The sequence below is a fragment of the uncultured Senegalimassilia sp. genome (assembly GCF_934632265.1).
Lineage (GTDB): Bacteria > Actinomycetota > Coriobacteriia > Coriobacteriales > Eggerthellaceae > Senegalimassilia.
Genome location: NZ_CAKTYH010000036.1, coordinates 1 through 16,076 on the forward strand (window position 1 = coordinate 1; position 16,076 = coordinate 16,076).

Here is a 16,076-nt window from a genome sequence, read left to right on the forward strand (position 1 = left end):
ATTGCATCACGCGACAAGGTACCCGTACGCAACGGAGTGAATAATTGTTCTGGACACACTTTTTGTCCTATAAGCCTTCTTTTATCCGCCCTACGCGCCACAAGCCCGATTCCGTCACGCAAACCTAAAAAGGCCGCCGGCTCAGCCGGCGGCCTTCAAACTATGCGGGTTTCATTTGGCAGCCCGGAAACCCCGGTCGGATACGTCGAGGCCCCACAGGGCAAGCGCTCCGCGCCTTACTCCCCTTGCGCGCCCTTCGCTGCCGCAAGCATCTCCCACGCGTGGGCAAGGGATGCTTCCGTAGCATCGCCGGACAGCATGCGGGCGATCTCGGCGGGACGCTCATCGGCGGACAGCTGCCGCAAGCAGGTCTGAGGCATCCCATCATCGCCGGCGATCTTGGTGACCGCGTAGTGCGCATCACCGCGCACGGCAACCTGGGCCAGATGCGTCACCACGATGACCTGATGACTGCGGGCCAGGTCGGCCAAAACCTCGGCCAGCGCGATGGCGACCGAGCCGCCCACGCCGGCATCGACCTCGTCGAACACCAGCGTGTCCACGCTATCGGCCTGCCCGAGCACCACCTTTATGGCCAGCATGACGCGGCTGACCTCGCCGCCCGAGGCTATGCGGGCAAGCGGGCGGGCCTGCATGCCGGCACCGGGCTGGAACATGAACTCCACCTCCGATGCGCCGGTGCGGGTCCACGAAGCGCGCGGAAGCGCACGCTGCTCGCACACCAGCTGCGCCGTTCCCATTTCCAACCGCTGCATCTGCGCCGACACCGCCTGGGAAAACCTTGGCGCCGCCGCGGCGCGCGCGGCATCGAGGGCTCGCGCCGCAGTGGCCAGTGCCTGTTCGGCGGCATCGACCTTTCTCTGCGCGGCGCGTTCGCGCTCCTCGGCGTCGTCCACCAACGACACCAGGTCAGCCGCCTCATCGCGCGCCGCAAGCACATCGGCCATGCGCGGCCCGTATGCGCGCATAAGCCCCTGCAAGGCCGCCATGCGCTCTTGTCCGCGCTCCAGCTCCTCGGGGTCGAACTCCACCCCATCGCGATAATCCCGCGCTGTACGCGCCACATCTTCCAGTACATACCCCGCCTCGCGCAAGGATTCCGCAAGCTTGCCGAGCTCAGAGTCGTAACGGGAACCCTCGTCCAGGGCCGCCACGGCGCTGCCCAGCAAATCGATGGCGCCCTCATCGCCCCCGAGCGCCTCATGCGCGCGATACGCCGACGTCGCAAGCGTTTCAGCATGCTCGGCGCGGGCAAGCTTAGCCGAGAGTTCCTCGTATTCGCCCTCGCGCGGGGCCACGGCATCGATGCGCTGCAGCACGAAGCGCGCCTCATCGAGCTTCGCCGACGAGGCTGCACCGGCATCGCGGACCCGGGCAAGCTCCGCCGCCACCCTCGACGCCTCGGCAAATGCCTCCCGGTACGCGCAAAGCGCCTCGGCAACGTCCTGCCCGGCCCACGCGTCGAGCATGCCCACGTGCGCCGCCGGCTTCAAAAGCTGCTGCTGATCATGCTGACCGCACAGGTCGATGGAGGGGGCTACGGCGCCCGCCAGCTCCCGTACGCTTGCCATGCGGCCGTCTAGCGTGACGCGCGAGCGCCCATCGGCCCCCACACGGCGCACCGTCACCAGCTCATCATCGTCTTCGGATGGCTCATCGCCATCCGAAGACGCACGGGAAAGCCCGAAGAAGCGCCCGCTGACCTCAAGGCCGTCCTGACCGTCGCGCACGGAATCCTTATCGGCGCGGGAACCCATGAGCAGCTTCAACGCCGACAGCAACGCCGTTTTGCCGGCGCCCGTCTCGCCCGTGAGCACGGTCAGCCCTTGCGCGGGGGCAAGGGAGGCCTGCTTGATCAGCGCCAGGTTCTTAACTTGCATCTCGTCGATCATCGCGGTTCCTTCTGCGTGCGGATCATGAGGCCATAACACGTACGGCTGTTCTATATATCACAGTATAGCAGCGTTACCGCGCAACGAACGCGTGCGCAAAGGCTTTTCGGGGCATCCAACATAAGTCGGTGGGAAACCTCCCCATGCCCCCGAAAACCTTGCACGCCCGTCCCCTCTATAGGGCGAACTTGCTCCTCAAGCTTGCAGGCGCGTCCTGCCCGCCGGCCCCATCGGCCTGCGAGCCGCTGCGATGCCGCCGCTCCATGAGAAACGCCACGCAATCCATGCGGTTGCCCTGGCGCAAAAGCTCGATCTGCGCGTCGAAGCGCTTATCCTCCATAAGCCCCAGGTCCGCCAGCTGGCGCACCATCTCCAGGCTGCCCTCACGGGCGATGCGCACGAGCGCCTCGCGCCCTGCAGCGCGCACCTCGTCGGCGAAGGCGGCCTGCATCTGCGAATCCAGCCCCACGGGGCGCTCAAGGCGATGCAGCAGCGCCCCTAAACGATCCGGCACGTTCTTTCCCGACCTGAGCACCTCGTCGTAACGAGGTAGGTCGAACGGATCGGACCCAGGCTCGGCATCAAGGGTGAAGCAGCTGAGCAGCTGATCGGCGGGCACGTGCACCGCAACGCCCGACCACGCCAGCCGGCACACGGAGAACTCGAAGCTGCCCTCGCCCACCGACCGAAGCGACTTCGGCAGGGCCACGGGGCCTTCGAGCGTGCGTGAGCAGAAGCTGTGCGCACCCACGCGCTCGAGGCCCTCGGGAAGCACCAGGCGCTTCGTTCCGCGACACGCGTTGCCATCCCCCACTTCGCGAACCGTTGCGGGGATGATCAGGGTCTTCGGCGCATACGGCAGGGCGCTTGGAGCGATGCGCGTCAATTCCGCCCCCCGAACCTGAGCAGGCAAAGCCAGCGTTTCGACGACCTGGGGCTGGGCAAGCACCGCCGCCGACGGCCCCTGGCCGACCGGGCCCAACCTGCCGCCCGACACAAGCCCGCCGCAATCATTGGCCTCGGCGCGCGCCGCCGCCTGCTTCGCATCCACGGCAACGCCCTCGTCGCTTGCCGCCGCGGCACGTGCACGCGCCGCCACGCTGGCGAAGCGCTTCGATGCGGACTTCGGGGGCTGCGGACCCGCCACCAGCAGGGCCGCGCCATCGCGGCAGTCGAACCAGCAGCCGTCCGCCTCGATGGCGTCAGGGCCGCACACGCGCACGCCTCGGCGGCGCAGGCGGCGCGCGCCGTCGCATCCGGCCGGGCACATCCACAGCGCGGCATCCCATTGCTTGGCCCGGACATGCTGCAAGCACGCCGGCGCCGACACCACGTGCGGCGGCTCGCAACCCTGCGCGAACGCCGTCTCGCCAACTACCTCAACGCCGTCGGGAAGGGCATAGCGCTCCTCATAGGGCGGGGCGCAGAACAAAAGCATCTTCCCGTCCGCGGAAAGCAGGCTGCCATCCTGCGCTTGATAATGCTCGTTTTCCCCGCTCACCGAATAGGTGCGGCGCTCGAGCGGCGGCGTGACGCCGGAAAGGTCGCAGGCCTGGGCGCCGCCCGCGCGCACGCCCGCCCCCAAATGGATATGCCGCCCGGGCAAGGCCGAGAAGGCGCCGGCGCCGATGCGCTGCACCGTGTCGGGCACCACCAGCACGTCGACGCCCACACCGCGCACCAAACGCCGCGCAAAGGCTCCGGGCGCGATGCGCACGACGGGGACGCCATCCACGAACGAGGGGAGCACCACGGCAAGCCCAGACTGCGCTTCAGCCGCTTGCGCGAGCGCGCGCAGGTCGAAGCCGACCAGGGCATAGCCCGCCTCCTCGCGCTGAACCGACACCGCCGGCGCATCCTGCTCGTCGGGCACGTCCACCGCCGCGGCGCCGCCCACGCCCTCTTGCCGTGCCGCCATGGCGAGCAGGCGCGCGCGGGCGTCATCATCGACGCCCATGCCCAGCGACCCCGCGGCCAGCAAATCGCCGTCGGCATCGCCGTCAACCTGCCCGGCACGCGCGGCGCCGCCTTCCCACGACTGGTACGGCAGCAGCTGCGGCGACCACACCTCGCCCGCCTGGGAGCGTCCCGGGCTCACCTCGCGCACCTGATCGGCCGTAAGGCTCACCGGCGCCGCAAGCGCGCGCGCCACCACCTCCTGCGCTTTCGCGCCCTGCGTTGCGAACACCATCTCCTCTGCCGCTGCCATCGAAGCACCTCCCGTATCCAGGCCCTGTGTTTACCCGCTTTGCCGCCCATGCTACACTGCGCGAAGCGACGAAATCAAGCGACGGGAGGCCCGCAATGGCACATAGCGCCTCAGGTCGGCTTGCCCAGCAAGCCCTTGAGCTGACCCGCAATAAGCTGCTGGTCAGCTTGCGCTTCATGAACGCCGCGTTCGCCCATCTCAAGCTGCTGGCGCAACCGGGTCAGACCATCGCCACCGATGGCACGTACCTGCGCTACAGCCCGGCCGACGTGGCGCGCACCTTCGCATCAAACCCGGAGGAACTTGCGCGCACGTACCTGCACATCATGCTGCACGACGTGTTTCTGCACCCCTTCCCCAACCCGAACATGGACGCCGCGCGCTGGGATGCCGCGTGCGACATAGCCGTCGAGGCGGTCATCACCCAGCTGGCGCTGCCCGCCACGGCAAGCCCGCGCGCCGCGCGCCAAACCGCCGCGCTCGCCCAGCTTCAGGCGGAATGCCCGCAGCTCACCGCCGAGGCCCTGTACCGCCACTTCGCCGACAAGGGGTTGAGCGACCAGGAGCTCGCGCAGCTGGCCGCGCCCTTCTTCGCCGACGACCATGAACCCTGGCACCGCATGGCGGCCGAGGAGGCCGCGCGCCGTCAGACCCAAACAGGCGAGAAGCAGGAAAACGCCTCCGATTCCCCCGCCCCCGCAGCCGGCGAGGCGGGCAAGAACGGCACGGACATGCCCATGCCCGACGAGGCGCGCAAGGCCAAGCCCAACCACAAGGCCCACCGCGGCCTGTCGCTTGACGACATCACCGAGAAGGAGGCGCCGGAACAGGCCCGCGGCGTGCAGGCGAACCGCTTCGCCGACACCGTCAACCTCGATCGCTCGCTCGACCAGTGGAAGAACGCGGCGCTCGAGATGGGCGTGCAGCTTGACTCCTATATCAAGCTTTGGGGCGTGGAAGGGTCGAACCTTTCCATGAACCTGCGCTCGGTCACGCGCCGCAGACAGGACTTCACCGCCTTTTTGCGCAAGTTCGCGCGCATGGGCGAGCACGTGCGCGTCAACGACGACGAGTTCGACTACGTCTACTATTGCTACGGCCTTTCCCGCTACGGCAACCTGCCGCTGATCGAGCCTTTGGAATACGTCGAGGAGCGGCGCATCCGCGACTTCGTCATAGCCATCGACACCTCCGCATCCACCAAAGACGGGCTGGTCAGGCGCTTCCTTGAGCGCACGTATTCCATCCTGTCCAACGAGACGGGCTTTTTCACCCGCATGAACGTGCATCTGGTGCAATGCGATGCCGCCGTCACAGCCGTCGACTGCATCCATAGCTTGGACGAGCTGGACAATTTCCTGGACAACGTGAAGGTCGAAGGCCTGGGCGGCACCGATTTCCGGCCCGTGTTCGCCTACGTTGAAGACGCGCTTGAACGAGGCGAGTTCCAAAACCTCGGCGGCCTTCTCTACTTCACCGACGGCCAAGGCACCTACCCGGCCCACAAGCCGTCCTTCGATACCGCCTTCGTGTTCCCCGACGCCGAGACCGCCGACGCGAGCGCGCCGGTGCCGCCGTGGGCGATGAAGGCCGTTCTCGACGAAACGTTTACCGAACAGGCCCCCGATCTGGCCTAGCACCACCCCATCGAGCAAGGAGCAGCCATGGATATCCAACAGGCGAAACAGCAGATCAAGTACACCATGCAGGCGTATTTCGCCAAAGACGAGTTCGGCGGCTACGCCCTGCCGCCGCAGCGCCAGCGCCCCATCTTCCTTCTGGGTGCGCCCGGCATCGGCAAGACCGCCATCGTCGAGCAGATCGCCCAAGAGCTTGAGGTGGGTTTCGTTTCCTACTCCATGACCCACCACACGCGCCAAAGCGCGCTGGGCCTGCCGTTCATCGCGCAGAAGGAATACGGCGGGAAAACCTACGACGTGTCCGAATACACCATGAGCGAGATCATCGCCGCGGTCTACGACGCCATCGAGCAGACGGGGCATCGCGAGGGCATCCTGTTCCTTGACGAAATCAACTGCGTGTCGGAAACGCTCACGCCGGCCATGCTGCAGTTCCTGCAGTACAAGGTGTTCGGCCGCCACAAGGTTCCCGAGGGCTGGATCGTGGTGACGGCAGGCAACCCGCCCGAGTACAACCGCACGGCTCGCGACTTCGACCTGGCAACGTGGGACCGCCTGAAGCGTTTGGACGTGGAGCCCGACTTCCAGGCGTGGCGCGATTATGCGCTCGGCCACGGCGTGCACCCGGCGGTCATCACCTACCTTGACGTCGAGCAGGACCACTTCTATCACCTGGAGACCACGCCCGACGGCAAGGAATTCGTCACAGCCCGCGGCTGGGACGACCTGTCAAGCGCCATCAGGCTCTACGAGGCGCAGGACCTGCCCGTCGACGAGGTGCTCATCGGCCAATACGTGCAGGCGCCCCAGATCGCCAAACGCTTCGCCGTATACTACGACCTGTTCACGAAGTACCGCGCCGACTACCAGGTGGACCGTGTGCTTGCGGGCACGGCCGGCCCCGAAGTGGTCGATCGCGCCCAGGCCGCGCCCTTCGATGAGCGCGTGTCGGTAGTGGGCCTGCTCTCCGACGCGCTTGCAGGCGTGCTGCGCGAAGCGGTGCTCGAGGAAGGCGCCGTGGAGTTCGCTCACCCGCGCCTTGCCGCCATGCGCGACAAGCTTGAGGCGGCCGGCACCGTTGATGCCACCGAGGAGGTGCGCGCACAGGAGGCCGAGGTACGCCGTCTGCTGCGCACCGATCGCGCAAGCGGGCTTTTGTCCGAGCAGAAGTATCGCTCCTACGAGCGCGCCATCGACATGCTCCAGCAGGCGCAGCACCTGGGAGCGCAAACCGGTTCGTTGACGTTCGACCAGGTCAAAGAGGCGTTCTCCAAGATGCTCGGCGGGCTTGAGAGCCGCGTCGAGCAAGGCGAGCAAGCCCTTGACCGCGCATTGGCGTTCGCCGAGCAGGCGTTTGGCGAGGGCCAGGAGATGCTGCTGCTCATCACCGACCTTTCCGCGAACCGCTACAGCATGGCGTTCATCAACGCCCACGGAAGCGAGCGCTTCTTCAAGCACAACAGCGCCCTTCTGTTCGGCGACCGCGGCGCCGACCTGGCTGCCCGCATCAAGCAGACCGCGCTCGACGAGGAATAGCGCACAATCACGGCCGGTAAACGCGACGGGCTGCAGCTTGCAAGCTGCAGCCCGTCGCGTTTACCGGCATTGGTTGCCGATGATGCATTGTGCCCCCAGGACCGGCTATGCCTCCACGTTGCCTTCCAGCACATCGGCAAGCGTGATACGGTCGATATAGGCATTGATGGCATTGCCCATCCCCCGCCAGAAACCACGCGCCTCGCAGCCGCCCGCAAGGTCGCATTTGCCCTCATCGTCCACGCATGCGACCGGCATGCAGGAACCTTCTGTGGCGCGCAGCACGTCGCCGATGCGAATCTGATCGGCGGGCTGGGCCAGATAATATCCGCCGCTCACGCCGCGAATGCTCTTCAGCACCCCGGCACGCACAAGAGCGCCGCCGAGCTGCTCCAGATACTTGACGGAAAGCCCCTGGCGTTGCGCGGCTTGCCTCATAGTGACAAGCGCGCCCGCCTCCCCCTGCTTGGCGATATCGATCATAAGCCTGAGGGCATAGCGCCCCCTTGTCGAAACCATCATCGTAGCGTCCCATCCTCACCTTGTCGCGCCCCGCTTCCCTAACGAGGCAAGCACCCGCTTGCTTGCGCAGATGCGCAATCGTCCCAAAATCGCATGCAAAGGCATCTGCAAGAGCGTGCACATCAGGCTAAAACCAACAATGAGACGAGCATATTAGAAGTAAGTTGGTATCAATTGGATTAACGCCGTTAACGCGCGTCAGCGGCGGGAAATCACTATGAGCGGCATTTGGAAACCCCGCGTTCAAACCATGGACGGAAGCCCTGCGCCCAACACCGTTTGCTACCATAACGCCTATGAATAGCAGAAACCGCAACGGGCAGCCCGCCCGAACCTCATCCTCGACGCGCAACGCGTCCGCGAAGGCCCGAGTCTCACCATCGACGGGCAACGGCCCCACGCGGCCCCGCACCTCTCCGTCAGTGCGTAACGCATCCACACGGCCTCAAAGCTCACCATCGGCACGAAGCGCATACGCGCAGCCCCGCACATCTTCGTCGACGCGCAACGCATCCGCGCGGCCCGGGACAGCTCGCCCCCAACAGCGCCCGCGCCACAGCGCCAACACCCGCAAGCCGTTCGTCATCCTTGCGCTTGCACTTGCGCTCGTAGTCGTCGGCGTGTCGGCATGCAACGCGACATCAGCGCTGTTCAACGGCTCATCGCAAGAAGAAACCTCCCGCTCGGCCAACACGAAGCAGCCCTACGTCAGCCCGTACGATTTCTCGGGCCTTTCCCAGCAAAACTGCAGGTTCTCATACTCCGAGAACGGGGTCGAGAAGTCGCAAACGGGAATCGACGTGTCCGAAATGCAAGGCGCCATCGATTGGGAGCAGGTCGCAAGCGACGGGATACAGTTCGCCTTTGTGCGAGCGGGCTACCGCGGCACCACCGAAGGCGGCCTGTTCGCGGATGCCCGTTTAAACGAAAACCTTACCGGGGCAGCCAACGCCGGCTTGCAAACCGGCGTGTATTTTTATTCGCAAGCCACCAGCGTGGAAGAGGCGCAAGAGGAGGCCGACTTCGTTCTGGACCAGCTCGGCAGCCGCGAACTCGACCTTCCCATAACCTTCGATCACGAGAAGGACACGACGGTGAACGCACGTGGCAACAACGTGGACCGAGACACCCTCACGGCCGCCGCACTGGCCTTCTGTCAGCGCATCGAGCAAGCGGGATATCGTTCCATGGTATATGGCAACAAGGTGGATATCGCTCGCATGAACCTTGATAGCCTAGGCGACCGCCCCGTCTGGTTCGCCGAGTACAACGCTCTTCAGCCTTCCGGTCAATTCGACTTCGTGATGTGGCAGTACAGCAACACCGGCAGCGTGGCGGGCATCTCCACCCCTGTCGACATGAACCTGCGCTTCACCGATATGCTGTAAACGCGAAATCTCCGCGTTCGGCAAAACCTGAAGCCGGCTTTATGTGTTAGCGTGCGTTACGAAACCATCCGCAACGCGAAAGGCCGCTCATGAGCATCGATGCCCCCTCCCCGCTTCCCGCCGAGCTTTCCAAGAAATACGAAGCGCTGAAAGAACACCTGGCGAGACTGGGAACGGTAGCTGTAGCGTTTTCGGGCGGCGTGGATTCCACCTTGCTGCTAAGCGTTGCCGCCGACGTGCTAGGGCACAACGCCGTTGCCATCACCGCCCGAGCGCAGATGATCCCCGCACGCGAGATCCGCGAAGCAAGCGATTTCTGCGCCGAACGCGGCATCCGCCATGTGGTTAAGGACGTTGACGCCCTGACCATCCCCGGCTTCGCCGAGAATCCCGCCGACCGCTGCTATCTGTGCAAAAACGCGCTGTTCGCCCGCATCATGGACCAAGCGACACGCCTGGGAATACCCCATGTGGCCGAAGGCACCAACACCAGCGATTTAGGCGATTACCGCCCCGGGCTTAAGGCGCTTGGCGAGCTGAAAGTGGACAATCCCCTGCTGGCGGCAGGCCTGTCGAAGGCCGATGTTCGGGCCCTGTCTCGCAAGCTTGGCCTTCCAACCTGGGACAAGCCCTCTTACGCGTGCCTTGCAAGCCGCATCCCCTACAACGAGGCCATCACCGCCGAAAAGCTTCGATCCGTCGAGCATGCCGAGGATGCGCTTATGGACGCAGGCTTTCCCCAGATACGCTGCCGAGCCCATGGGGACCTTGCACGCATCGAGGTGGCGCCCGACCAGCGAGCAGCGCTTATGGACGCGCTGATCTCCACCGACCTGACCAAGCGCATACACGATGCGGGCTTCGCCTACGTGACCGTTGACGCCGACGGCTATCGCACCGGCAGCCTCAACCAAAACGTTCCCGAATAAACCAACGGCGATAGCGGCATTACGCGAACCGTGCGCCAACATCCCGCAAACGCAGCGACCTCCTGCACCGCACAAGCCGTAGCCGCGACAAATGCCATGCAACCGCTCTCTCTATTGCCCCGCTCTGCATCATGCGCGGCAAGCGAGTTGCCACCAGCGCCCTATGCTGAGCAAGCAAGCCGCCATCGCCACGCCCATCAGCCCGCGGTCGACGGACAGCATGACCTTACGACCTGCGCGCGCCACCATACGCCGCGTTCTTGCGATTGCCGAATGCGCTACCCTTGCGCGCACTCTTCTTCAGATCCTTGAGCACATCGGCCTCGCTTTCGCCCTCGACGCCGGCGCGCAGACGCACAACCTCGTCTCGCAGGCGCGCCGCCTCCTCGAAGTCCATATTGCGCGACGCCTCCGCCATGTCTTCCTCCATGCTGGAGATAACGCGCAGCACCTCTTCGCGCGACAGCTCGGCAAGCTGCATGTTCACTTGCTCAGACGACACATCGCCCATCTCGCCATGCACGTAGCTCATGATGTCCACGACCGCCTTCTTGACCGTTTGAGGCGTGATGCCGTGCTCTTCGTTGTACGCCATCTGGATGCTGCGACGACGACGCGTTTCGGTGATGGCAAGGTCCATGGAATCGGTGGTTTTGTCGGCATACATAATCACCTGGCCGTTCGCATTACGCGCCGCACGACCGATGGTCTGGATAAGGCTGCGCTGGTTTCGCAGGAAGCCCTCCTTGTCGGCATCGAGAATGGCCACCAACGTTACCTCGGGCAGGTCCAAGCCCTCGCGCAGCAGGTTGATTCCCACCAGCACGTCGAACTTGCCTAAGCGCAGATCGCGCAAAATATCCACGCGCTCAAGCGTGCCGATGTCGCTGTGCATGTAGCGGGCACGTATGCCGCGGTCCAGAAGATGATCGGTCAAGTCCTCTGCCATCTTCTTGGTAAGCGTGGTTATGAGCACGCGCTCGTTGCGGTCGGCGCGCTCCTTCGCCTCGTCGATGATGTCGTCGATCTGGCTTGCACTGCCTCGCACGATGATCTCGGGGTCCAGCAAGCCCGTGGGGCGGATGATCTGCTCCACCTGCTTCTGGCTGACCTTCAGCTCGTAATCGCCGGGCGTTGCCGACACGTAGATGAACTGCGGCACGCGCTCCTCGAACTCGTCGAAACGCAACGGACGGTTATCCAAACAGCTGGGCAGCCGGAACCCATGCTCGGTCAAGGTGATCTTGCGGCTGCGGTCGCCTTCGTGCATGCCGCGGATCTGAGGCACCGTAACATGGCTCTCGTCGATGATGCACAGGAAATCATCCGGGAAATAATCGATGAGCGTGTACGGGGGCTCTCCAGGCTGACGACCGTCAAGATGCCGCGAGTAATTCTCGATGCCGCTGCAAAACCCCATGGTTTCCAACATCTCAAGATCGTAGTTCACGCGCATCTCCAACCGCTGAGCCTCAAGCAGCTTGCCCTCTTCCTTGAACTGCTGCAAGCGCTCGCGCAGCTCTTCTTGGATGGTTTTGATGGCATGCTCCATCTTCGGACGCGCCGTCACGTAATGGGAAGCCGGCCAGATGGGCAGCGCCTCGTAGGTTTGCAGAACCTCGCCCGTAACGTTGTCTATTTCCGAGATCTGCTCTATCTCATCGCCCCAGAACTCCACGCGCACCGGGTTATCCGCATACGGCGGGAACACGTCCAGGTTATCCCCCCGTACGCGAAACGTGCCGCGCTTCAGCTCGTAGTCGTTGCGATCGTATTGGATGTCGATAAGGTCATGGATCATCTGGTCGCGATCCATCTCCTTCTGCTTATCCACGAACACGGCCATGCCCGCGTAGTCCATAGGGCTGCCGATACCGTAGATGCAGCTGACCGAGGCCACCACGATGACATCGCGCCTGGAAAGGAGCGCGCTGGTGGCGGCATGGCGCAGCTTCTCCACCTCTTCGTTGATGGAGGCGTCCTTTTCGATGAACGTGTCCGACGAGGGCACGTACGCCTCGGGCTGATAATAATCGTAGTAGCTGACGAAATACACCACGGCGTTATCGGGGAAGAACTCCTTCAGCTCGCTTGCAAGCTGAGCGGCAAGCGTCTTATTTGGCGCCATGACAAGCGTGGGACGCTGCACCGCCTCGATGGTTTTCGCCATGGTGAACGTTTTGCCCGAGCCCGTAACGCCCAGAAGCGTTTGATAGCGCAGTCCATCCTCTACACCCTGCGCAAGCTTCTTGATGGCCTGCGGCTGGTCGCCTGAAGGCTCATAAGGGCTGACCACGCGAAACGGGGTGTTCGCAAGACGCACTTCGGGCAGCTTGCCCTCCATTGCCATGCCCTCGATGTTCTTCAGATGGCTGCTCATATGCAATCACGTCCTTCGCAGGCGCTTCCTTTGAATCAGTGCCCGAAGTCTAGCACGCCGCACCGAAAAGAACAAGTGTACGTTTTCTCTTCATCTCCAGGCAACGCAAAAAGCCCCTGCTTGGCACACCGCGCCCGACCTAAACCGGATGCGATGAGCCGCAGGGGCCCGCAGCGCTTTAATAGATCGCGCCCATCAGCGCGATGCCGTCCTAGTCCAGCGTTTTGCTGTATTCACGCCACCACTGCTCGACCTGCTCGCGCAGCTGCTCGGGCGTGCCGTCGTTGTTGAACACCACGTCGGATTGCTCGATGCGGTCCGCGTCGCTGATTTGGCGGGCGATACGGCGACGCACGTCCTGCTCGTCCCAACCGCCTGCAACGGCGCGCTCGATGCGGTCGTCGAGCGGGGCCAGCACGGCGATGACCACGTCGGCGCCGTTGGCCATGGACACCTGACGGTTCTTGAACACGGAGTACTCCACGACCACGGCCTTGTTGCCCTGGCGCTCAAGCTCGTCGAGCTGGTCGGTGAACGCCTCCTCGATGCGCGGCATGGTGATGCGGTTGAGCTTACGCGTCTCCGCCGGCGTGGCGAACGCCTTCGCCGCCACCTTCGAGCGCACGATCTGGCCATCCGCGCCCAGGATATCGGCGCCGAACGCCTCAACCAGGTCGGCTTTGACCGTATCCCACAGCAGCACATCATGACCGACCTTGTCGAGGTCGATGTACGGGACGCCCTGCTCGGCCAGAACCTTGCGGGCCGTCGACTTGCCGGCGCCCATGCCGCCGATGACGAACAGCTTCTTCATACCCATGCCTGCCTCCTTTGTCGGCATCGCAGCGTTGCCTTCACGCATATCTTCTACCCATGATACACGCACCGCACGGCCGAAACGCACGGCACATGCCATCATTTGCCGACAGGTTACGGTAGGCGGCACTGGTATACTGGGGCGATGTGCTGCGGATTAAGGGAGCGCAGCAGATGAGAAGGGAACTATCATGCCGGAAACGCCGGCTGGGAGCCATGCACGCAACCGCTCGCGAAGCGCATACGCAAGCCCCGCATCGGATTCTTACACGCAAAACCGTTCCAACATGCACGGCCGCGCCGCAAGCGGCCCGGCAGCCACATCGCGCACGGCCCGTCAATCGAACGCCGCAACGGACGGCCGTCACGGCAGCGCGCACGGCGCATCGCCGCGAACCTCGCGCGCATCCGGCAACGTAGAAAAGCCCAAGCGAAAGAAATCGCGCTACATCCCCGCCCTCGACGGCCTGCGAGCGCTCGCCGTGCTCGGCGTTATCGCTTACCACATGGGCATGGCATGGATGCCCGGCGGCCTGCTCGGCGTCACCGTGTTCTTCGTGTTGTCGGGCTACCTGATCACCAGCCTGCTGCTCATCGAATGGGATTCCACGGGCACCATCGACCTGCAGCAGTTCTGGCTACGCCGCGTGAAACGCCTGTTCCCGGCCATCGCCTTCGTCATCATAGTCACCGCCGTGCTGTGCACGTTGTTCGACCACAGCCTGCTCACGAAGCTGCGCGAGGACATGTGGGCGGCGCTTTGCTGGGTGACCAACTGGTGGTACATCCTGCGCGACGTGTCCTACTTCGATGCCCTGGGCGCCCCCAGCCCCGTCACGCATTTCTGGTCGCTGGCCATCGAGGAGCAGTTCTACGTGGTTTGGCCCGTGGTGCTCATCCTTGCGCACAAGTTCGGCGTGAAGCGCACCCATATGCGCAACGCCACCTTCGCGCTCGCCTTGGCATCCGCACTTGAGATGGCGATCCTGTTCAACCCCGACGTCGACCCCTCACGCGTGTACTACGGAACCGACACCCGCGCATTCAGCCTGCTCATCGGCGCATGGCTTGCCTTCGTATGGCCGTCGAACCAACTGGGCGCGGACAACGAGATCCACCTTGACCGCAACGTGCGGCTGGCGCTCGATGCCGTGGGCGGCATCGCGCTCATCGGCTTGGTGGCCATGATGGCGGGCATCGATGGCACGTCGGCGTTCATGTACCGCGGCGGCATCCTGCTCGCCTCCGTGATCACCATGGTCATCATCGCCGTTATCGTGCACCCGTCTAGCCTGTTGGCGAAGGTGTTCGCCGCAAAACCGCTCGTGTGGATCGGCCTGCACTCCTACGGCATGTACCTGTGGCACTACCCCATCCTTCTGCTTATGAACCCGCGCAGCAACATCGACGGCACCCCGTGGTGGATGTACCTGGTAGAGCTTGCCGTCATCTTCGCCATCTCGTGGTTCTCCTATAAGTTCGTGGAAGACCCCATCCGCCATGGCGCCATCGGGAAGTTCGTGGGCGATGTGCGCAGCGGGCAGATCCTGCTTGCCGACTGGCTTCGCACCCATGCCCTGCCCACGGCGGCTGCCTCCGTTCTCACCATCGTCTGCATCGGCGGGCTGATCTTCGTGCCCGACACCTCTGCGCTTGAGAGCGGCGATCTGCTGAAGGACGAATCGGCGCATGTTGCGGGTCTGCCGGCGGACACGTCGGACGCCGCCACGACAGCCGAAAAGCCCAAACTCGATGTGCTCATGATCGGCGACTCGGTATCAGTGCGAGCCATCCCCAACTTCACCGAAACGTTCCCCTACGGCGCCATCGATGCCGCCGTGAACCGTCAGCTCACCGTCGGCGAGGAAGTGTACCGCTCCTATGCCGAACAGGACATCGTGGGCAATGTGGTGGTGTTCGCGCTGGGAACGAACGGGCAGGTCACGGATGAGCAATTAGACGACCTGCTTGGCGTGGTGGGCACCGAGAAGCACGTGTTCTTCGTGAACACCCGTAGCCCGCAAAGCTGGATGGCGGAAACGAACGCCGCGCTCGATCGCGCCGCTGAGCGCTACGGCAATGTGCAGGTGATCAACTGGTACGACCTGAGCGCATCGCACGGCACCTGGTTCGATGGCGACGGCACGCACTTGTCCTCGGAAGGCGCGCAGGCCTATATCGACATGGTCCACGACGCCATCGGAAGCCTTCTGCCCGAGCACAAGGAAGGCGACCAGGTTGCGCACGCGGAAACACCCTTTGAGGCTGCAACCTCGAAGTCCATCGCAGCCCAGCAGGCAGCCGTAGCCTCCATTGCCACCAACATGGCCAACAGCCTTGGAGAGCACCCACAGCAATAGGCGCGTCTTAGCCGTCAAACAATCGAGCCGAACCGCTCAGCCCGTAATCGCCTGCAGCCAACGCATCGCGATTGCGGGCTGATTTTATCGAGGGGCGAAGGCCGATACATCCATGCCTGCGCCCTCCGAACACGCCTTCTCAGGCCTTCTCGCCCATTGACCGAAACGCAAACACCCCTCGATAGCCCCGGACGCAACAAGGCCCCCGGCGTATGCCGGGGGCCTTGCGGATGCTAAGCGGTTGCTTGAAGCCTAACGCTTAAGTCAGCTTATTCAGCCTGCTCCTCAGCGGGCTTGTCGGCCTTCTTCTCGCGCTTCTTGGCCGGCTTCTCCTCAACCTGGATGGACTCGTCCACGGGGATCTCGAAGCCCATCTCAGCAGC

The 16,076-nt window shown here is 63.9% G+C and carries 10 protein-coding genes; 5 read left to right on the forward strand and 5 right to left on the reverse strand.

Annotation, left to right across the window (positions count from 1 at the left end; genetic code table 11):
• Positions 1 to 236: 236 nt before the first annotated feature.
• Together recN and Q0H50_RS04085 are read right to left on the reverse strand one after the other, a co-directional pair.
• Positions 237 to 1,913, reverse strand: a complete 1,677-nt coding sequence (recN, locus tag Q0H50_RS04080; RefSeq protein ID WP_294419643.1) for a DNA repair protein RecN — start codon at positions 1,911 to 1,913, stop codon at positions 237 to 239.
• 175 nt (positions 1,914 to 2,088) lie between these two features.
• On the reverse strand, positions 2,089 to 4,122 hold the full coding sequence (locus Q0H50_RS04085; protein WP_294419645.1) for a hypothetical protein: 2,034 nt from the start codon (positions 4,120 to 4,122) through the stop codon (positions 2,089 to 2,091).
• 95 nt (positions 4,123 to 4,217) lie between these two features.
• Between Q0H50_RS04085 and Q0H50_RS04090 the strand changes: the two genes are divergently transcribed.
• Positions 4,218 to 5,759 (forward strand): VWA-like domain-containing protein, encoded by a 1,542-nt coding sequence (locus Q0H50_RS04090; RefSeq protein WP_294419646.1) that lies wholly within the window; start codon positions 4,218 to 4,220, stop codon positions 5,757 to 5,759.
• A 27-nt stretch (positions 5,760 to 5,786) separates the two neighbouring features.
• Positions 5,787 to 7,298, forward strand: a complete 1,512-nt coding sequence (locus Q0H50_RS04095) for a MoxR family ATPase (protein WP_294419648.1) — start codon at positions 5,787 to 5,789, stop codon at positions 7,296 to 7,298.
• Between the two features lie 105 nt (positions 7,299 to 7,403).
• Here Q0H50_RS04095 and Q0H50_RS04100 read toward each other — a convergent pair whose 3' ends face one another.
• A complete protein-coding gene (locus tag Q0H50_RS04100) occupies positions 7,404 to 7,820 on the reverse strand; it encodes an Rrf2 family transcriptional regulator (RefSeq protein ID WP_118350343.1) in 417 nt (138 codons plus the stop codon).
• Positions 7,821 to 8,440: 620 nt separating this feature from the next.
• On the opposite strand from Q0H50_RS04100, the gene Q0H50_RS04105 reads away from it, so the two are divergent.
• Positions 8,441 to 9,208, forward strand: coding sequence for a glycoside hydrolase family 25 protein (locus Q0H50_RS04105; protein ID WP_294419651.1), 768 nt, complete (start codon positions 8,441 to 8,443; stop codon positions 9,206 to 9,208).
• 89 nt (positions 9,209 to 9,297) lie between these two features.
• A complete protein-coding gene (gene larE, locus Q0H50_RS04110; RefSeq protein WP_294419654.1) occupies positions 9,298 to 10,137 on the forward strand; it encodes an ATP-dependent sacrificial sulfur transferase LarE in 840 nt (279 codons plus the stop codon).
• 226 nt (positions 10,138 to 10,363) lie between these two features.
• On the opposite strand, the gene uvrB is transcribed toward larE, so the two are convergent.
• Both uvrB and coaE read right to left on the reverse strand, forming a co-directional pair.
• Positions 10,364 to 12,487, reverse strand: coding sequence for an excinuclease ABC subunit UvrB (gene uvrB, locus Q0H50_RS04115; RefSeq protein ID WP_294419657.1), 2,124 nt, complete (start codon positions 12,485 to 12,487; stop codon positions 10,364 to 10,366).
• A gap of 241 nt (positions 12,488 to 12,728) precedes the next feature.
• Positions 12,729 to 13,337, reverse strand: a complete 609-nt coding sequence (coaE, locus tag Q0H50_RS04120) for a dephospho-CoA kinase (RefSeq protein ID WP_258795715.1) — start codon at positions 13,335 to 13,337, stop codon at positions 12,729 to 12,731.
• Positions 13,338 to 13,524: 187 nt separating this feature from the next.
• Here coaE and Q0H50_RS04125 point away from each other — a divergent pair, with 187 nt between their 5' ends.
• Complete coding sequence (locus Q0H50_RS04125; RefSeq protein ID WP_294419655.1) at positions 13,525 to 15,693, forward strand: acyltransferase family protein; 2,169 nt, start codon at positions 13,525 to 13,527, stop codon at positions 15,691 to 15,693.
• Positions 15,694 to 16,076: the final 383 nt, after the last annotated feature.